Consider the following 18,948-nt stretch of genomic DNA (forward strand, 5'->3'; position numbering starts at 1 on the left):
TGGCAGGATGGAAATTATGTTGCGTTGGTTGACAGCCGGTGAATCCCATGGTCCGGCTCTGATGGGAATTATTGAGGGCGTCCCCGCCGGTGTGGAAATCACCAGCGGGCAGATCGCTGATTCGCTGGCACGCCGCCGCCTGGGCTACGGCCGGGGCGCCCGGATGAAATTCGAACAGGACCTGGTCACCATTTTGGGCGGCGTCCGCCACGGGCTCACACAGGGCGGACCGGTGGCCATCCAGGTGGCCAATACCGAGTGGCCCAAATGGGAGCAGATCATGGCTGCCGACCCCGTGGATCCGGAGGTCCTCGCCGACCAGGCGCGCAACGCACCGTTGACCCGTCCCCGCCCGGGCCACGCAGATTTCACCGGCATGCAGAAGTACGGCTTCGATGAAGCCCGTCCGGTCCTGGAACGCGCCAGCGCGCGCGAAACCGCAACCCGCGTCGCCATGGGCACAGTAGCGTCCCAGTTCCTCAAACAGCTGGGCATCGAACTGGTCAGCCACACCGTCTCCATCGCCAGTGTGACCGTTCCCGAAGGCCGTCCGCTGCCTGTCCCGGCCAACGTGATCGCGCTCGACGCCGATCCGTTACGCTGCTTCGACCGTGAGACCTCTGACGCCATGGTTGCTGAAGTGGATGCCGCGCACAAGGAAGGCGAAACGCTGGGCGGGGTAGTGGAGGTCCTTGCCTACGGACTGCCTCCCGGGCTGGGCAGCTACGTCCATTGGGACCGCCGGCTTGACTCACGGCTTGCCGCCGCCCTGATGGGCATTCAAGCGATCAAGGGCGTGGAAGTTGGCGACGGGTTCCTGACGGCCGCCCGCCGCGGTTCGGCTGCCCATGACGAGATCGTCAAGGATTCCGACGGCAGGATCATCCGCACCAGCAACCGGGCAGGTGGTATCGAAGGTGGCATGAGCATCGGCGATGTCCTGCGTGTCCGTGCTGCCATGAAGCCGATCGCGACGGTGCCGCGTGCCCTGCGCACTGTGGACGTCAGCACGGGGGAGCCGGCCAAGGCGCACCACCAGCGGTCCGACGTCTGTGCCGTGCCGGCCGCCGGCGTGGTCGCGGAGGCGATGGTAGCGCTGGTCCTCGCCGAAGCCGTCACCGAAAAGTTTGGCGGCGACTCCGTGGCGGAGACCGCCCGCAACATCAAGGGCTACCTGGACAATATTCCGGCATCCCTGGACTCGATTGGCCACTAGTGCCCCGGGGCAACAAGAGGGGTGTGCCGGGCAACCGGCCCATCGCCCTGATCGGGCCAATGGCGGTGGGAAAGTCCGCCATCGGCCATGAACTCGCGAAGTTACTGGACGTGCCGTTCCTTGACACGGACGTACTGATCGTGGAGGCCCACGGCAGCATCCCGTCAATCTTTGCCGGCCGCGGTGAGCATGCATTCCGGGAGATCGAGGCCCGGACCGTTGCCAGCGCTGTAGAGCACGCCGAAGACTCTGCCACGGTCATCTCCCTTGGCGGGGGAGCCGTGCTGGACTCCGGAACGCAGCAGATCCTGGGCCGCTGCACCGTGGTCTACCTCGAATGCGATGAGCACACCGTCGCATCGCGCATCGCCCGGAACTCGGGCAGGCCATTGCTGGCCGGCGATGCAATGGCCCGTTGGTCCACCCTCTTTGCCACCAGAAAACCCGTCTACGAACGGCTGGCCGACCTGGTCATTGACGTTCGCCACGGCTCGATCACCGAGCTGGGACACCGGCTTGAAGTTGCGCTGCGTGAATACGCAGCCGCCAAACAGGAAGTTGAAAATTGAGCGTCGATTCAACAGTCATCAAGGTCACCGGTGAATCCGCGGGGCAGAATTACGACGTCGTCGTTGGCCGCGGCCTGTTGGGTGACCTTCCCGCCCTGCTGGGCGAGCGGGTCCGGCGGGTGCTGGTCATCCACCCCCGTGCGCTGCGCCTCACCGGCGACACCGTCCGTGACGAGCTCGCCGCCGCCGGTTTTACTTCGTTGACTGCAGAAATCCCGGATGCCGAAGAGGGCAAACACATCCAGGTCGCCGCATTCTGCTGGCAGGTACTGGGCCAAAACGACTTCACCCGCTCTGACGCCATCGTGGCAGTGGGCGGCGGTGCCGTCACAGACCTCGCTGGATTTGTGGCGGCCACGTGGCTTCGCGGCGTGAAGGTCATTCACATGCCCACGAGCCTGCTGGGCATGGTGGACGCTTCCGTGGGCGGAAAGACCGGCATCAACACGGCAGAAGGCAAGAACCTGGTGGGATCCTTCCATCCGCCGGCCGGAGTGCTGGTGGACCTGGACACCCTGAACACTTTGCCCCGCAACGAGATCATTTCCGGCATGGCCGAAGTCATCAAATGCGGCTTCATCGCTGACCCAACCATCCTGGAACTCGTGGAAAAGGATGCCGCAGCGGCCACTGATCCCGGCTCCGACGCCCTGCGGGAGCTCATTGAGCGTGCCATCGCCGTCAAAGCGAAGGTGGTCTCGGAAGACCTCAAGGAATCCGGGCTGCGCGAGATCCTGAACTACGGCCACACCCTGGGCCACGCCATTGAACTGGTGGAGCGTTACTCCTGGCGGCACGGTGCAGCCGTTTCTGTAGGCATGATGTTCGCAGCTGAGCTTGCCCGCAGCGTGGGCCGCCTCAGCGACGCTGACGCAGACCGCCACCGCAGCATCCTCGAGACCCTGGGGCTCCCGGTCACCTACCGTAAGGACCGTTGGCAGGGGCTGCTGGACGGCATGCGTCGAGACAAGAAGTCCCGCGGGGACCTGCTCCGGTTTGTGGTCCTGGACGGCATTGCCAAGCCGGGCATCCTCGATGTTCCGGACACGTCACTGCTCTTTGCCGCTTACCAGGAAATCGCCTCCTGATGCAGGGTGACCTGGCAGGCACCAGCGACTGGCCCGAGGGCGGCTTCCCCGGGATCCGGATCAATCCGGTCTCCCTGCTGCCGGAGATTATCAATGAGGACGCGTGCCGGGCTGCGCTGGCAAATTCCACCGACCCCGCGGACGCCATCTTTGTGCTGATCGTCGAAGGGCGTGCCGCCGAGGCCGCCGAGTTGCTCGCGGAAGCACGGTTCAAGGATCCCGAATCCTTCTGGCTGAGGGCTTTTGAGGCCGAGGTGCTTCGTGTATCGCACCGTCCTGACCGCGCACTGGAGCTGTTCAGGCAGTTGCTCGCGGAATTCCACGGAACTGACCGTGAAGCCCTGGTCCTGCAATACATGGGGAAGGTGCAGTACACGTCCGGCCACATTTCCGCGGCGGTGGAGGCCTTCGCCCGGGCCTTGGATCTGCGCGTGGCCCGATCTGCCGACGCCGCCCTGATTTACTCGTCCACAGTGGCTCTGCAGCGGGCCCGCGACGTCCTGGACCTCGCCTGCTGAGGCGCTCATCCGCCACCGAACGCAAGCAGTCCCGTTTTTACCGGTAGAATAGTTCTTGGATTTTTGACAAACACGCGCTGGCAGGCCGTTCGGCATGCCTGGCCGGCATAGAACGTCTGACAACTGACCAGACTAAGAAACCAGAGGAAACCAGTGGCAACCACTAACGACATCAAGAACGGCACGGTCCTGAAGCTTGAAGGGCAGCTCTGGAACATCATCGAATTCCAGCACGTCAAGCCCGGCAAGGGTGGCGCCTTTGTCCGGACCAAAATGCGGAACGTGATGTCCGGCAAGGTTGTGGACAAGACGTTCAACGCCGGCCTCAAAATCGAGACCGCCACGGTTGACCGCCGCGATTACCAGTACTTGTACCAGGACGGCGCGGACTTCGTGTTTATGGACACCGCCGACTACGACCAGATCACCGTCCCCGGTGCAACGGTCGGCGACGCCACCAACTTCATGCTTGAGAACCAGATGGTTAACATCGCCATCCACGAAGGCAACCCGCTGTACATCGAACTCCCGCCCAGCGTTGTCCTGGAGATCACCTACACCGAACCTGGCCTGCAGGGCGACCGCTCCTCGGCCGGCACCAAGCCGGCAACCCTGGAAACCGGCTACGAAATCCAGGTTCCGCTGTTCGTGGAGAACAACACCAAGGTCAAGGTTGACACCCGCGACGGCAGCTACCTCGGCCGGGTCAGCGAGTAGTGAGCGCACGCGGCAAGGCCCGGAACCGGGCGCTGGATGTACTTTTCGAAGCGGAGCAACGCTCGGTTTCGGCTTTTGATGTGCTCAGGGCACGGCGGGAAAAAACCGATCAGATCATAAACCCGTACACCCTTGAAATCGTGGAAGGCGTCGTTTCACAGCAGACCGCCATCGACGAATTCCTGGAGACCTATTCCCAGGGCTGGACCCTGGAGCGCATGCCTTCGGTGGACCGGATCATCCTGCGGATCGGCACGTGGGAACTGCTCTACAACGACGACGTTCCCGATGGCGTCGCCGTGAGCGAGGCAGTGGCACTCGCCAAGACGCTCTCAACTGATGAGTCGCCGTCGTTCATCAACGGCCTTTTGGGACGCCTGCAGCAGCTGAAGCCCTCGCTGCTCGCCTGACACCTGCTTCCGCAGGAGCGGCCGTCCATAACAGAAGGGACCAGTGACCACACCAGGGTGGACGCTGGTCCCTTTCTGCATGTGGGGTTTCCCGCAGGTCAGCCCGCGACGGCGGCCCGGAGCGCCAGGATCCGCTGCAGCTGCTGCTGTTCCTCGGTCTGGTGGAGCCGGATGTCCCGGCCGCTGAGGATCCGCTGCCTGATGAAGGCCAGCTGGGTAGCGGCGTTCAGGAACGCTTTCATCTGCGGCCGCCGGTGATAGCCGGCCGCCCAGCGCAAGGCAGTCCGCCTGCCGCGCGGGGTGGCCAGCAGTTCCACCTCGACGGGGCTGAACCAGCCGACCGCCGAGTACTCCAACAGCCGTTGGCGGGTCAGCCGGTTCTCGGCCACCCGGAGCAGAATGATTCCCACGACGGCCAGCACAAAGATGGGCACCTGGATCAGGACGTACTCTGCCAGGAAGCCGGCGCCCATGCTGTTCCACCGGTTATGCAGTAGCATCGCCGGAATCAGGCCAATGAAAAAGGCCAGAACCGAGGCCCCGGAGTGCCAGCGCCGGGCTGCGAAACCCATGATGAGGCCGGTGGTTCCCGTGAAGATGGCGTGCGCGAACGGAGACATCACACCGCGGAGCAGGAAGATTTGCGCCAAGTCCGTTGCCGGACTCCCGGATCCGGCGATTGCCCGGCCAAAGTAGAGGATGTTTTCGGTGAAAGCGAAGCCGCCCGCGATGGTGAACGCGAACACCACACCGTCCACCGGGCCGTCAAAGTGATTCCGCGCCAGCAGCAGGAGAAGCAGCAGGCCCAACGCTTTGGCGAACTCCTCCACCACCGGTGCCTGGACCGTGGCCATGTAGGTCTGCAGGTCAGCCACGTCACTGAACTGGAAGGTCAGGGCGAAGAACGGTTGGACCAGGAGCGTGACGGCCACCGAGACTGCCGCACCCCAGGTAAAGGCAAAGAAGAGGAGCCGTCTTGGTTCCGGCTCCCACCGGTCGATGGCGTGGACGGTCAGCAGCACAGCCGAGAGCGGTATCAGTGAGACCACAAAACCCACGGCGAACCCGCCCACTCCGGTGCTTGCCACCAGGAACGGCACCACCAGCAGCAAGCTCAGGAACGCGAGGGTGGCGCCGCCTATCGTCAGGGCCAGCAAGCCCGCGGACCGCACGCTTGCGCCGTCCCGGCCCGGGATGGTTGGCTGCGGTGGTCCCAACGCGGGCAGCGGAGCCGCATAGGTGCCGGGCGCGGGCCGGTAGTACTCCGGCTCGATCCGGCCCATCCAGCTGGGGTTGGCCTGGCCCGGGAAGGGATCCCGGGATCCGGCAGGCCCCCCGGGCTGGCCGGGGCCCTGCTGATAAGGGTTGGTGGACATAGGGGAAAGCCTAATGCCAGGTGCCGATGTGGTAATTTTGAACCGCACATGATCCTTTTTTAATTCCGTCCTGTGAGGCGGGGAAAGGGGAGACGAGCGTTGACTACCGTCACAAGCGCACCGGTTCCAGCCAGGGTTGTCCTCAACCAGGCGGATATTGACCGCGCCCTTACTCGTATCGCCCATGAGATCCTCGAGGCCAACAAAGGCTCCAAGGACCTGGTCCTGTTGGGCATCCCGCGCCGCGGTTATCCGCTGGCAGTTCGCTTGGCACGCAAGATCGCAGCAGCGGACCCCACTGTGGATGCGACCGCGATAGTCGGTCAACTGGACGTCACCATGTTCCGCGACGACCTTTCGCACCAGCCCACCAGGCCGCCGTACCCCACCCAGCTCCCGCGCACGGGAATCGACAACAAGGTTGTGGTGCTCATCGATGACGTCCTGTATTCCGGCCGCACCATCCGGGCCGCCCTGGACGCCATTATCGACCTGGGCCGGCCCCGGGTCGTCAGGCTTGCCGTGCTGATCGACCGCGGCCACCGTGAACTTCCCATCCGGGCCGACCACGTGGGGAAGAACCTTCCCACCTCGTCCGCCGAGAAGGTCCGGGTCCGGCTCGAGGAAACCGACACCGCTGCCGACGGCGTCACGGTCAACGAAGTGGTTATCGAGGGCGGCGCGTGAAACACCTCCTCTCAACTGAAGACCTCAGCCTCAGCAACGCCATCCGCATTCTCGACACCGCCGAAGAAATGGCGGCTGTGGGGGACCGCGAGGTCAAGAAGCTCCCGGCCCTGCGCGGACGCACCGTGGTAAACCTTTTTTTCGAGGACTCCACCCGGACGCGGATCTCCTTCGAAGCGGCCGCCAAACGGCTGTCCGCCGACGTCATCAACTTCGCCGCTAAGGGATCCTCCGTCTCCAAGGGCGAATCGCTCAAGGACACCGCCCAGACGCTGTCAGCGATGGGAGCAGACGCCGTCGTGATCCGGCACTGGGCCTCCGGCGCACCGCACCGGCTCGCTGCGACGGACTGGATCGACGCCGCCGTGATCAACGCCGGCGACGGCACCCACGAACACCCCACGCAGGCGCTCCTTGACGCCTTCACCATGCGCCGCCACTGGTCGAAGCTGTCCGGCAACGGGTCCATCGGTGCGGATCTCAAGGGCATGCGCGTAGCGATCGCCGGGGACGTCCTGCATTCCCGCGTTGCCCGTTCCAACGTGTGGTTGCTCCGCACTCTGGGCGCGGAGGTTACCCTCGTGGCGCCGCCCACCCTGCTGCCCATCGGCGTCGGGCAGTGGCCGTGCAAGGTCAGCTACAACATGGACGAAACCCTTCAGCAAGGGGTGGACGCCGTGATGATGCTGCGTGTGCAGGGTGAGCGGATGAATGCCTCGTTCTTCCCGTCCACCCGCGAGTACTCCCGCCGCTGGGGCTTCGATGACAACCGGCTTAGGGCACTGGACAGCCTGGGGCTGAAGGACACCATTATCATGCACCCCGGCCCCATGAACCGGGGCCTGGAAATTTCTGCAGCCGCCGCCGATTCGCCCCGCTCCACCGTACTCGCGCAGGTGCGCAACGGTGTTTCGGTCCGCATGGCCGCCCTGTATCTGCTGCTCTCCGGGGACACCCGCGAAACAGCCGCCACCGCTGGCACAGCCAGCACAAATGCAGCCCGCACCAAGGCAGCCCGTTCCACTGAGGAGAGCAACTGATGGCAGACAACAACGGAACGTACCTGATCCGCGGTGCGGCCATCCTGGGCCGCGAAGCGGAGGACCTGCTCATCCGTGACGGCATCATCGCCGCCCGGGGGACCGGTGCGTTAACCCACGCCGACGCTGCGGGAGCTGCCGTCATCGAGGCCGCCGGTCTGGTGGCGCTGCCCGGCATGGTGGACGTGCACACCCACCTGCGTGAACCCGGCCGCGAAGACGCTGAAACCGTTGAGACGGGGACGCGCGCCGCAGCCTTGGGCGGCTTCACTGCCGTCCACGCGATGGCCAACAGCAACCCCGTTGCGGACACAGCCGGAGTGGTGGAGCAGGTCCACAGCCTGGGCCGCGCCGCCGGCTGGGTGGACGTCCGCCCTGTCGGCGCCGTCACCGTGGGCATCGCGGGGGAGCAGCTCGCCGAACTCGGCGCCATGGCCGATTCCCGGGCCCAGGTGCGGATATTCTCCGACGACGGCAACTGCGTCCACGACCCCGTGCTGATGCGCCGCGCCCTGGAGTACGTCAAGGCGTTCGACGGCGTGGTGGCCCAGCACGCGCAGGAACCCCGCCTCACCGCCGGGGCACAGATGAACGAGGGCACAGTCTCCGCTGTCCTGGGACTCACCGGCTGGCCGGCCGTTGCCGAAGAGAGCATTATTGCCCGCGATGTGCTCCTGGCGCAGCACGTTGACTCCCGCCTGCACGTCTGCCACGTCTCCACCGCGGGCTCCGTCGAGATCATTCGCTGGGCCAAACAACGCGGCGTCAACGTTACTGCCGAGGTCACTCCGCACCACCTCCTGCTGACCGATGACCTGGTCCGCAGCTACAACCCCGTGTACAAAGTGAACCCGCCGCTGCGCACCGACGCCGATGTGCAGGCACTGCGGGCCGGACTGGCCGACGGCACCATCGACGTGGTGGGCACCGACCACGCCCCGCACCCCAGCGAACACAAGGAATGCGAGTGGGCGCAGGCAGCGATGGGCATGACCGGACTGGAAACCGCCCTGTCCGTAGTCCAGCACGCCATGATCGAGACCGGGCTCATGACGTGGGCCGACTTCGCCCGCGTCACGTCCACCGCCGCGGCACAGATCGGCCGGCTGTCCGACCAGGGCCGCCCCCTGGACGCCGGCGAGCCCGCCAACATCATCCTGGTGGACCCGGCCGCCCGCTGGACCGTGGATCCCTCGACGATGGCCACCATGGGCCGCAACTCACCGTTTGCCGGGCTGGAGCTTCCGGGCAAGGTGGTGGCCACCTTCTACAAGGGCCACCCCACCGTCCTGGACGGCAAGCTCAACACGCCGTACCGGGAATCGGCGGCGGCTGCGGCAGGGGCCCCCTGATGGATACACAGACCATCGCACTGGTCAGCACCCTGGCGATCATCGCCGTCGTGCTCGTGATGATCGGGACCGGCTGGCGGAACCGCCTCAGGCGGCAGTCCGACGTCGAGCCCTTGCCTGACGTGCCCGCGGAACCGGGTGTGCCGGCCGCCACCGCGGAGGGCCAGTACGTTGTCTCCACCACCGCCGGGGACTGGCTTGACCGGATCGCCGTGCACAGCCTCGGCATCCGGACGAACGCCGTGCTCAGCGTGTACTCCCATGGCGTCCTCCTGGACCGCTCCGGCGCCCCGCCCGTTTACATCCCGGCCGCAAGCCTGACCACCGTACGGCAGGAAAGCGGAATGGCCGGCAAATTTGTGGAAAAGGACGGCATCCTGGTCATCACCTGGGACCTTGGGAAGCACACCCTGGACACCGGCTTCCGGACCCGCAGGGCCGCCGATAAAGAAGCCCTCTATGACTCCCTTCAGCAATTGATCGCCGCAGCCCGCCAGGCTGATCCCCAAAGTGGAAAGTAAGACAGTGACAGAAACAGCGACACCACAAGCAGCCTCTGCGGCACCAGCAGCCATTTCCACCCAGGTTTCCACCGCGGCTCCCACAGGGGCGGTGCTAGTCCTGGAGGACGGCCGCATGTTCCGCGGCACCAGCTACGGCGCGCAGGGCACCGCCCTGGGCGAAGCAGTGTTCGCCACCGGAATGACGGGCTACCAGGAAACCATCACCGACCCGTCGTATGCGCGGCAGCTGGTGGTGCAGACCGCGCCGCACATCGGCAACACCGGCGTGAACAGCGACGACGCCGAGTCCCGCCGCATCTGGGTGGCCGGCTACATTGTCCGCGACGCCGCCCGGCGCCCCTCCAACTGGCGCTCCGAACGCTCGCTGGACGAGGAGCTCATCGAGCAGGGGATTGTGGGGATCCAGGGCGTGGACACCCGCGCCATCACCCGGCACCTGCGCGAACACAAGACCATGCGCGCCGGGATCTTCTCCGGTGACGCCGCCAAGGCCTCGGATAAGGAACTCGTGGACGCCGTCCTGGCCAGCGCCCCGATGGAAGGCGCCCGCCTGGCTGAGGAAGTGAGCGTTGACGAGGCATACGTCGTGGAGCCCAAGGACCACGGCTGGGACGGTGAGCCGGCGTTCAGCATTGCCGCGATCGACCTCGGCATCAAGGCCATGACCCCGGTCCGGTTCGCCGAGCGCGGCGTCCGCGTCCATGTCCTGCCGGCAACCTCCACCCTCGAGGACGTCAAGGCCGTCAACCCGGACGGCTTCTTTATGTCCAACGGCCCGGGCGACCCTGCCACCGCTGACGCCCAGGTCAAGCTGCTTCGCTCGGTCCTGGATGAGAAATTGCCGTACTTCGGTATCTGCTTCGGCAACCAGATCCTGGGCCGTGCGCTCGGCTTCGGCACCTACAAGCTCCGCTACGGCCACCGCGGCATCAACCAGCCCGTCCTGGACCGAAGCACCGGCAAGGTGGAGATCACCTCGCAGAACCACGGCTTCGCTGTGGACGCACCGCTGGACGGCGCCACCCAGGCTCCCGAAGAGCGCTACGGCCGCGTTGAGGTCAGCCACATCAGCCTGAACGACGACGTAGTGGAGGGCCTTGCGTGCCTGGACATCCCTGCCTTCTCGGTCCAGTACCACCCGGAAGCGGCCGCCGGCCCGCACGATGCCGCCTACCTGTTCGACCGTTTCATCGACCTGATGGCGGCCACCAAAAATGGCGCAAAGAACACCACCGATTCCAAGACTGAGGACAAGAAGTAATGCCCAAGAGAACTGACCTTAAGAGCGTCCTGGTCATCGGTTCCGGCCCGATCGTCATCGGCCAGGCCGCTGAGTTCGACTACTCCGGCACCCAGGCACTGCGCGTCCTCAAGGAGGAAGGCCTGCGGGTCATCCTGGTGAACTCCAACCCCGCCACCATCATGACGGACCCCGAGTTCGCCGATGCCACCTACATCGAGCCCATCACCCCCGAGGTGGTGGAGAAGATCATCGCCAAAGAGCGGCCGGACGCCATCCTGCCCACCCTCGGTGGCCAGACCGCGCTGAACACCGCCATCGCGCTGGACAAGAACGGCGTGCTGGCAAAGTACAACGTGGAGCTCATCGGCGCCAACATCGCAGCCATCGAGCTCGGCGAAGACCGCGAAAAGTTCAAGGGCGTGGTGGAACGCTGCGGCGCCGAATCGGCCCGCAGCCACATCATCCACACCCTGGACGAGGCACTCACGGCCGCCGAGGACCTGGGCTACCCGATGGTGGTCCGCCCGTCGTTCACCATGGGCGGCCTCGGCTCCGGCCTGGCCTACAACGAGAATGACCTGCGCCGCATCGTGGGCCAGGGCCTGCAGTACAGCCCCACGTCTGAGGTGCTCCTCGAAGAGAGCATCCTCGGCTGGAAGGAGTACGAGCTTGAGATGATGCGGGACAAGAACGACAACGTGGTGGTTGTCTGTTCCATCGAGAACTTCGATCCCGTAGGCGTCCACACCGGCGACTCCATCACCGTGGCTCCCGCGCTGACCCTCACCGACCGCGAATACCAGCGGCTGCGTGACATCTCCATCGCCGTCATCCGTGAAGTGGGCGTGGACACCGGCGGCTGCAACATCCAGTTCGCCATCGAGCCCGACACCGGCCGTGTTGTGGTCATCGAGATGAACCCCCGTGTCTCCCGCTCCTCTGCGCTGGCCTCGAAGGCCACCGGGTTCGCCATCGCCAAGATCGCCACGAAGCTTTCCCTGGGCTACACCCTGGACGAGATCCCGAACGACATCACGCAGAAGACCCCTGCGTCCTTCGAGCCCACCCTGGACTACGTGGTGGTCAAGGTTCCGCGCTTCGCTTTTGAGAAGTTCCCGGCAGCGGACGACACACTGACCACCACCATGAAGTCGGTGGGCGAAGCGATGGCTATGGGCCGCAACTTCACCGAAGCCCTGCAGAAGGCACTCCGGTCCCTGGAGCAGAAGGGCTCGCAGCTGGACTTCAGCTCCGTTCCCGAATGGGAAGTGCCGGAGCTCATCGAAAAGTCCAAGCGGCCCACCACCGAGCGCCTCCACCAGGTACAGCGTGCCCTGCTCGGCGGCGCCACCGTGGAACAGCTCTTCGAAGCCACCAAGATCGACCCCTGGTACCTGGACCAGCTTCAACTGCTTAACGAAATCTCCCGCGAGATCCGCAAGGCCGGATCCCTGACCGTGGAGATGCTCCAGCGCGCCAAGCGCCACGGCTTCTCCGACGAGCAGATCGGTGCCCTGACGCACAACTCCGAAGCCGTGGTCCGCGGCGTCCGCCAGGCCCTTGGGATCCGCCCGGTCTACAAGACAGTGGATACCTGCGCTGCCGAGTTCGCTGCCTACACCCCGTACCACTACTCGTCCTATGACGAGGAGGACGAGGTTGCCCTGCACTCCAAGCCGTCCATCCTGATCCTCGGCTCGGGCCCCAACCGCATCGGGCAGGGCATCGAGTTCGACTACTCCTGCGTCCACGCCTCCATGGCGCTGCGCAAGGCCGGCTACGAGACAGTGATGGTCAACTGCAATCCGGAAACCGTCTCCACCGACTACGACGTCTCCACCCGGTTGTACTTTGAGCCGCTGACGCTCGAAGACGTCCTGGAGGTGATCGCCGCTGAAGAGCGGACCGGCGGTGTTATGGGCGTGTTTGTCCAGCTCGGCGGCCAGACCCCGCTCAAGCTGGCCCAGCAGCTGGCAGACGCCGGCGTGCCCATCCTGGGCACATCCCCGGAAGCGATCGACCTCGCCGAGCACCGCGGCGAATTCTCCCGCGTCCTGGACAACGCCGGGCTGATCGCCCCGAAGAACGGCACCGCGGTGTCCTTCGAGGACGCCAAGAAGATCGCCGACGAAATCGGCTACCCCGTCCTGGTCCGCCCGTCCTACGTGCTCGGCGGCCGCGGCATGGAAATCGTCTACGACGAGCCCAACCTCTCCCGCTATATTGCCAACGCCACCGAAATCACGCCGGACCACCCCGTGCTGATCGACCGGTTCCTGGAGGACGCCGTCGAAATTGACGTCGACGCGCTCTTCGACGGCACGGACATGTACCTCGGCGGCATCATGGAGCACATCGAGGAGGCCGGAATCCACTCCGGCGACTCGGCCTGTGTCCTGCCTCCCATCACCCTGGGCAACAACGTGATTGAACGTGTCCGCACGGCCACCCGCGCCATCGCCGAGGGTGTGGGCGTCCGCGGCTTGATCAACATCCAGTTCGCGCTGGCCTCGGACGTGCTCTACGTCCTGGAAGCGAACCCGCGTGCCTCCCGCACCGTTCCGTTCGTCTCCAAGGCCACCGGCGTGCAGATGGCCAAGGCCGCGGCCCTGATCGGCACGGGTGTCACCATCAACCAGCTGCGCACTGCCTACAAGATGCTGCCGGAAACCGGCGACGGCTCCTCCCTGCCGCTCGACGCCCCGGTCTCGGTCAAGGAAGCCGTGCTGCCGTTCAGCCGCTTCCGTACCCCGGAGGGCAAGGTGGTGGACTCGCTGCTCGGCCCGGAGATGCGTTCCACGGGCGAAGTCATGGGCATCGACAAGCACTTCGACACCGCCTTCGCCAAGAGCCAGGCAGCCGCCAACAACGCCCTGCCCACTGAAGGCAAGATCTTCGTCTCCGTAGCCAACCGGGATAAGCGTGCGGTCATCATGGCCGTCAAGCGCCTGTCCGACCTCGGCTTTGAGATCGTCTCCACCGGTGGCACCGCCGATGTCCTGCGCCGCAACGGCATCCAGGCCAGCACGGTCCGTAAGGTCGCCGAAGGCAGCAGTGCTGAAGGTGAAGGAACTATCGCGGACCTCGTCATTGCCGGCGAGATCGACATGGTCTTCAACACCCCCTCGGGCGGCGAAGCACGCAGTGACGGCTACGCCCTGCGTGCCGCCGCCACGTCTATCGGCATCCCCTGCATCACCACGGTGGCCGAGTTCAACGCCGCGGTGCAGGCCATCGAAGCCATGCGCACGTACGAATGGTCAGTGACCAGCCTGCAGGAGCACGCCGCTGCGCTGATGGCGTCCCAGGCCGCGGAGGCAGCAGCCTCGCAGAGTGAAGCACCGCGGAATGCCTGAGTCCGGTCCCACACCGTCAAGCCCCACAGCCCGGGAGTCCTTCGGCTCCCGGCTGGGGGCGGCCATGGCTGGCCGCGGTCCGCTGTGTGTGGGCATTGATCCGCACCCCGCGCTGCTGAAGAGCTGGGGACTTGACGACGACGCCGCGGGGCTGAGGCGGTTTTCGCTGACCGTCCTGGAGGCAGTGGGTTCGCTCGCTGCCGCGGTGAAGCCCCAGGTGGCGCTCTACGAGCGCCACGGCTCGGCCGGGCTGGCAGTGCTGGAGGAAGTGCTGGCGGCCGCCCAAGGCCAGGTGCTCACCATCGCGGATGCGAAGCGGGGCGACATCGGCTCCACTATGGCCGCTTACGCGGACGCCTGGCTTCGGGACGGCTCAGCGCTGGCTGCCGATTCGGTAACCCTGAGCCCCTACCTCGGCTTTGAGTCTCTCCGCCCGGCCCTGGATTTGGCGGCGGAGTACGGACGTGGTGTTTTTGTCCTCGCCCTGACCTCAAACCCGGAGGGAGCCTCTGTCCAGCACATCGGCGGCGGCGACTCCGTAGCGCGGCGGATCACCGAAGCGGCCGCTGCTGAGAACCGCCGGTATGAGGGCCCGCTAGGCTCGGTCGGACTGGTGATCGGAGCAACGGTGGGCTCAGCATTGACTGACCTGCAGTTGGACCTCGAGTCCGTTCGTGGCCCCATCCTTGCTCCGGGGCTGGGCGCGCAGGGCGCGACGCCGGCCGACCTTCGCCGGACGTTCGGCGCAGCTTATCCGCAGGTGCTGGGGACATCGAGCCGGGACATCCTGGCTGCCGGTCCCGGTATTCAGGCGCTCCAGGCCGCGGCCCAGCGGACCCTGGACGGGCTCCGCGAAGCATAGGCGGCGGTTGGGCGGCCCCACGCTTTGTCCCCGGCCGGTTAATGCCGTCATCCATTGATTCAAAGCGCACCAGAGGGTAGGTTTCAGGACAAGTCCAATGGTGGCCGCCATGGACGCATCTGAAAACTCCGGGGGTGTCCTCCATGAGCCTGCGACCCTTATCCGCGTCGGAACGCGCTGATGCCCTGCACAAGGCTGCCGCCGCCCGGGCAGCCCGGGCCGCGGCGAAGGAACGGCTGAAGAAAGGCGAGACTTCGGCCGCAGATATTATCAGCTCGGCCGCCGGGGACGACGCCCTGGCGCGGATGCGGGTGGCCGAGCTGTTGGAGGCCCTGCCCGGCATCGGCAAAGTCAGGGCCGCGGCCATCATGGAACAGTTGGGGATCGCGGCGTCCCGGCGGGTCCGGGGTCTGGGCGTTCACCAGCGCCAGGCGCTGGTAGATTTTATAGACGAGAAGTAGGGCGAACAACTCTTCGCCGATTCATACCCCGCCGCAAAGGAATACGTGAGCAAGAAACCGGGACTGACAGTCCTCGCTGGTCCGACGGCTGTTGGCAAAGGCACCGTGTCCACTTACATCCGGGATAACTACCCCGAAGTCTGGCTTTCCGTATCGGCCACCACGCGCGCCCCGCGCCCCGGTGAGCAGGACGGGGTCCACTATTTTTTCAAGTCCAAGGACGAGTTCGAATCACTCGTGGCGGCCGGCGAGCTCCTGGAGTGGGCCGTCGTCCACGGCCAGAACACGTACGGCACGCTTAAGAGCACCGTGAACCAGGCCATCACGGATGGCAGGTCCGTGCTGTTGGAGATTGACCTGCAGGGTGCCCGCCAAGTCAAGCTGGCCGTTCCGGACGCCCAGTTCGTCTTCCTGGCACCACCCAGCTGGGATGAAATGGTGCGCCGGCTGGTGGGCCGCGGCACGGAAAGTGCCGAGGAGCAGCAGCGCCGCCTGGAAACCGCTAAACTGGAACTTGCCGCTGAACCGGAGTTTGACCATACCGTCATTAATGATGACATTCGCCGGGCAGCGGACGAGCTTGTTTCACTCATGGGGCTGACCCCGCACCAGTAGCGGGTACCAGTCGGCCCGTTAGAATTTGGAGAATTCGTGTCCACGAACCTTGAAGGCATCATCAACCCGCCGATCGACTCGCTGCTTGAGGCAGCTGATTCCAAGTACGGCCTGGTGATCTTCGGTGCCAAGCGTGCACGTCAGATCAACGCTTACTACGCCCAGTTGCATGAGGGCCTGTTCGAATACGTCGGCCCCCTGGTCGACACAAAGCTGAACGAGAAGTCGCTGTCCATCGCCCTGCGCGAAATCAACGAAGGCAAGCTCGTTTCCACGCCGATCGAAGCTGCAGAGTAACGCAGCCGTCCGGGCATATTGCCAGACAGACTGCCTGTTGACGGAGGTCACGTGCGCATAGTCCTCGGAGTCGGGGGAGGGATTGCGGCCTACAAGGTCGCATCGCTCCTCCGGCTTTTTACTGAAGCCGGCCACAACGTCACGGTGATTCCCACCGAGGCGGCCACCCGCTTTGTTGGTGTCGCAACGTGGGAGGCACTGTCCGGCAACCCGGTGAGCAGCAGCGTCTTCGACGACGTCCACCAGGTCAACCACGTCAGGCTCGGCCATGAGGCGGACCTGATCGTGGTGGCACCGGCGACAGCGGACCTGCTGGCCCGCGCTGCCACCGGGCAGGCCAGTGACCTCCTCACCAACACGCTGCTGATGGCCAGGGGACCGGTACTTTTCGCACCGGCCATGCACACCGAAATGTGGCAGCATGCCGCTACCCGTGCCAACGTTGAGACCCTGCGGAGCAGGGGTGTGGCCGTACTTGAGCCGGCCAGCGGCCGGCTCACCGGCACCGACTCCGGCCCGGGCCGCCTGCCCGAGCCGGAAGCCATCTTCGACGCCGCCATGGCCCTTGCCCAGGGCCAGTCCGATTACCAGCTTCCGCTGGCCGCCCGCACCGTTACCATCAGTGCCGGCGGCACCAGGGAACCCCTGGATCCCGTGCGCTTCCTCGGCAACCGATCCTCCGGAAAGCAGGGCGTCTCGCTGGCCGTGGCGGCCCGCAATGCTGGGGCCACCGTGCGGCTGATTGCGGCCCACATGGACGTCCCGGCCCCCGCCGGCGTCGAAGTGGTGACCGTCGAAACTGCCCTTCAGCTGCGCGAAGCCGCGCTGGCAGCGGCTGCTGACTCCGACGTCGTGATCATGGCGGCCGCGGTGGCCGACTTCCGCCCTGCGGAGATCTCCGGCACAAAGATCAAAAAACGCGACGACACGGCGGACCCGGTCATCACCCTGGTCCGCAACCCGGACATCCTGCACGAGCTGGTGGAGGCGCGCAACGCTCCGGACATCCAGTCAGCCCGCCGCAACCAGCTGATTGTCGGCTTCGCGGCGGAAACCGGTGATGGCCAGGGGGACGTCCTGGCGTACGCGGAGGCGAAGCTCAAGCGCAAAGGCTGCGACCTTTTGGTGGTCAACCATGTGGGAACAGACAAGGTCTTTGGGCAGGACACCAACTCGGTAGTCATCCTGGCCCGCTCCGGTGCCGAACCCCAACTGGTGGCCGGCTCCAAGGCCGAGGTCTCGGCCGCCCTCATAACGCGGGTCGGCCATGAGCTGAGCCACCTTTCACCCCGCGCCTGACCGAAAGCGAAGCATCGTTTCCTTAGCACGGGGACACACGCCGCCGGACGACCAATTCCCAACCAGTAAGGTAGTTGAGTGACTTTACCGCTGCACATTCCCCACATCCACGGGGCCACGCCCTCCGCCCTCCGGCTCTTCACGTCCGAGTCGGTCACTGAAGGCCACCCGGACAAGATCTGTGACCAAATCAGTGACGCGATCCTGGATGCACTGCTCGCCGCTGATCCCGAGTCCCGCGTCGCCGTGGAGACCATGGCCACCACGGGCCTGGTCCTTGTTGCCGGTGAGGTCACCACTGACGCGTACGTCGAAATCCCGCAGATCGTCCGGGAGACCATCCTGGGCATCGGCTACGACTCCTCAGCCAACGGGTTCGACGGCGCCCGTTGCGGTGTGTCCGTTTCCATCGGCCAGCAGTCCAAAGACATCGCCGGCGGGGTCTTCAACTCCCTCGAAGCCCGCGAAGGCCGCCAGGAAGACGACTACGACCTCCAGGGCGCCGGGGACCAGGGCCTGATGTTCGGGTACGCGAGCGACGAAACCCCGTCCTACATGCCGACGCCGATCTGGCTCGCGCACCGCCTGTCCGAACGGCTTACGCAGGTGCGTAAGTCCGGCGAGCTCTCCTATCTCCGCCCCGACGGCAAGACCCAGGTCACTGTCGGCTACGACAAGGACCTGCCTGTTTCGGTCGAAACCGTTGTCATCTCCAGCCAGCACGCGGAAGGAACCAGCCTGGACCGCCTGCGCGCGGACCTCGCCTCCTTTGTGATTGAGCCCGTGTTGGCTGCAGCTAACCTGGACATCTCCCGTGCCGCCAATATCCTCAACCCCGCCGGCGAGTTCGTCATCGGCGGGCCCGTGGGCGACGCGGGCCTGACCGGCCGCAAGATCATCGTGGACACCTACGGTGGAATGGCCCGCCACGGCGGCGGAGCCTTCTCGGGCAAGGACCCGTCAAAGGTGGACCGGTCTGCTGCCTACGCCATGCGGTGGGTAGCCAAAAACGTGGTGGCCGCAGGGCTTGCCAAGCGCGCCGAGATCCAGATCGCCTATGCTATTGGCCAGGCCCGCCCGGTAGGCACTTACGTGGAAACGTTCGGCACGGAAACGGTGGACCCGGCGCAGATCAGCGCCGCCATCGCCGAGATCTTCGACCTCCGCCCGCGCGCCATCATCGACGCCCTGGACCTCAAGCGTCCCATCTACGCCAAGACCGCCGCGCACGGGCATTTCGGCCGGGACGATCCCGACTTCACCTGGGAACGGCTTGACCGCGTGGACGACCTGAAGGCCTTCTTCAACGCGTAGGCCG

At 65.4% G+C, this 18,948-nt stretch carries 19 protein-coding genes; 18 read left to right on the forward strand and 1 reads right to left on the reverse strand.

Going from position 1 to position 18,948, the window contains the following annotated elements:
* The first annotated feature begins 16 nt into the window (after nucleotides 1-16).
* From aroC to nusB, 6 genes are all read left to right on the forward strand, one after another.
* Nucleotides 17-1,216 (forward strand): chorismate synthase, encoded by a 1,200-nt coding sequence (aroC, locus tag ABIB27_RS02835; RefSeq protein ID WP_354214345.1) that lies wholly within the window; start codon nucleotides 17-19, stop codon nucleotides 1,214-1,216.
* A 59-nt stretch (nucleotides 1,217-1,275) separates the two neighbouring features.
* A complete protein-coding gene (locus ABIB27_RS02840) occupies nucleotides 1,276-1,785 on the forward strand; it encodes a shikimate kinase (protein ID WP_354253496.1) in 510 nt (169 codons plus the stop codon).
* Nucleotides 1,782-2,873, forward strand: a complete 1,092-nt coding sequence (gene aroB / locus ABIB27_RS02845; protein ID WP_354253464.1) for a 3-dehydroquinate synthase — start codon at nucleotides 1,782-1,784, stop codon at nucleotides 2,871-2,873. Before ABIB27_RS02840 ends, aroB begins: the two co-directional genes overlap by 4 nt.
* Entirely contained in the window at nucleotides 2,873-3,391 is a 519-nt protein-coding gene (locus tag ABIB27_RS02850) for a tetratricopeptide repeat protein (RefSeq protein WP_354214347.1), read from the forward strand. The genes aroB and ABIB27_RS02850 overlap by 1 nt, the downstream gene beginning before the upstream one ends.
* Nucleotides 3,392-3,544: 153 nt before the next feature.
* Nucleotides 3,545-4,108 carry an elongation factor P gene (gene efp, locus ABIB27_RS02855; RefSeq protein ID WP_354214348.1) on the forward strand — a complete coding sequence of 188 codons (564 nt, stop codon included), beginning with the start codon at nucleotides 3,545-3,547 and terminating at the stop codon, nucleotides 4,106-4,108.
* A complete protein-coding gene (gene nusB / locus ABIB27_RS02860) occupies nucleotides 4,108-4,518 on the forward strand; it encodes a transcription antitermination factor NusB (protein WP_164199586.1) in 411 nt (136 codons plus the stop codon). The genes efp and nusB overlap by 1 nt, the downstream gene beginning before the upstream one ends.
* Before the next feature lie 98 nt (nucleotides 4,519-4,616).
* On the opposite strand, the gene ABIB27_RS02865 is transcribed toward nusB, so the two are convergent.
* Nucleotides 4,617-5,894, reverse strand: a complete 1,278-nt coding sequence (locus ABIB27_RS02865) for a PrsW family intramembrane metalloprotease (protein WP_354214349.1) — start codon at nucleotides 5,892-5,894, stop codon at nucleotides 4,617-4,619.
* Nucleotides 5,895-5,993: 99 nt separating this feature from the next.
* On the opposite strand from ABIB27_RS02865, the gene pyrR reads away from it, so the two are divergent.
* The 12 genes from pyrR to metK all read left to right on the forward strand — a co-directional run bounded on the left by pyrR (nucleotide 5,994) and on the right by metK (nucleotide 18,944).
* Nucleotides 5,994-6,581, forward strand: coding sequence for a bifunctional pyr operon transcriptional regulator/uracil phosphoribosyltransferase PyrR (gene pyrR, locus ABIB27_RS02870; protein WP_354214350.1), 588 nt, complete (start codon nucleotides 5,994-5,996; stop codon nucleotides 6,579-6,581).
* The gene (locus tag ABIB27_RS02875) at nucleotides 6,578-7,621 is read left to right on the forward strand and encodes an aspartate carbamoyltransferase catalytic subunit (protein WP_354214351.1); all 1,044 of its coding nucleotides are present in this window, start codon (nucleotides 6,578-6,580) and stop codon (nucleotides 7,619-7,621) included. The genes pyrR and ABIB27_RS02875 overlap by 4 nt, the downstream gene beginning before the upstream one ends.
* The gene (locus ABIB27_RS02880) at nucleotides 7,621-8,973 is read left to right on the forward strand and encodes a dihydroorotase (RefSeq protein ID WP_354214352.1); all 1,353 of its coding nucleotides are present in this window, start codon (nucleotides 7,621-7,623) and stop codon (nucleotides 8,971-8,973) included. The genes ABIB27_RS02875 and ABIB27_RS02880 overlap by 1 nt, the downstream gene beginning before the upstream one ends.
* Complete coding sequence (locus ABIB27_RS02885) at nucleotides 8,973-9,494, forward strand: PH-like domain-containing protein (RefSeq protein ID WP_354214353.1); 522 nt, start codon at nucleotides 8,973-8,975, stop codon at nucleotides 9,492-9,494. Before ABIB27_RS02880 ends, ABIB27_RS02885 begins: the two co-directional genes overlap by 1 nt.
* Before the next feature lie 52 nt (nucleotides 9,495-9,546).
* Complete coding sequence (gene carA, locus ABIB27_RS02890; RefSeq protein ID WP_354253497.1) at nucleotides 9,547-10,758, forward strand: glutamine-hydrolyzing carbamoyl-phosphate synthase small subunit; 1,212 nt, start codon at nucleotides 9,547-9,549, stop codon at nucleotides 10,756-10,758.
* Entirely contained in the window at nucleotides 10,758-14,096 is a 3,339-nt protein-coding gene (gene carB / locus ABIB27_RS02895; protein ID WP_354214354.1) for a carbamoyl-phosphate synthase large subunit, read from the forward strand. Before carA ends, carB begins: the two co-directional genes overlap by 1 nt.
* Nucleotides 14,089-14,958: an orotidine-5'-phosphate decarboxylase gene (gene pyrF / locus ABIB27_RS02900; RefSeq protein WP_354214355.1), complete on the forward strand. Its 870-nt coding sequence runs from the start codon at nucleotides 14,089-14,091 to the stop codon at nucleotides 14,956-14,958. Before carB ends, pyrF begins: the two co-directional genes overlap by 8 nt.
* A 143-nt stretch (nucleotides 14,959-15,101) precedes the next feature.
* Nucleotides 15,102-15,419, forward strand: coding sequence for an integration host factor, actinobacterial type (mihF, locus tag ABIB27_RS02905; protein WP_354214356.1), 318 nt, complete (start codon nucleotides 15,102-15,104; stop codon nucleotides 15,417-15,419).
* A gap of 45 nt (nucleotides 15,420-15,464) precedes the next feature.
* Nucleotides 15,465-16,034, forward strand: a complete 570-nt coding sequence (gene gmk / locus ABIB27_RS02910; protein WP_354214357.1) for a guanylate kinase — start codon at nucleotides 15,465-15,467, stop codon at nucleotides 16,032-16,034.
* A gap of 36 nt (nucleotides 16,035-16,070) precedes the next feature.
* Nucleotides 16,071-16,331, forward strand: a complete 261-nt coding sequence (gene rpoZ, locus ABIB27_RS02915; protein WP_003800778.1) for a DNA-directed RNA polymerase subunit omega — start codon at nucleotides 16,071-16,073, stop codon at nucleotides 16,329-16,331.
* Nucleotides 16,332-16,382: 51 nt separating this feature from the next.
* The gene (gene coaBC, locus ABIB27_RS02920) at nucleotides 16,383-17,630 is read left to right on the forward strand and encodes a bifunctional phosphopantothenoylcysteine decarboxylase/phosphopantothenate--cysteine ligase CoaBC (RefSeq protein ID WP_354214358.1); all 1,248 of its coding nucleotides are present in this window, start codon (nucleotides 16,383-16,385) and stop codon (nucleotides 17,628-17,630) included.
* 78 nt (nucleotides 17,631-17,708) lie between these two features.
* Entirely contained in the window at nucleotides 17,709-18,944 is a 1,236-nt protein-coding gene (metK, locus tag ABIB27_RS02925) for a methionine adenosyltransferase (RefSeq protein ID WP_354214359.1), read from the forward strand.
* The last annotated feature ends 4 nt before the right edge of the window (nucleotides 18,945-18,948 follow it).

This window comes from Arthrobacter sp. UYEF21 (assembly GCF_040546085.1).
In the GTDB taxonomy this organism is placed as follows: Bacteria; Actinomycetota; Actinomycetes; order Actinomycetales; family Micrococcaceae; genus Arthrobacter.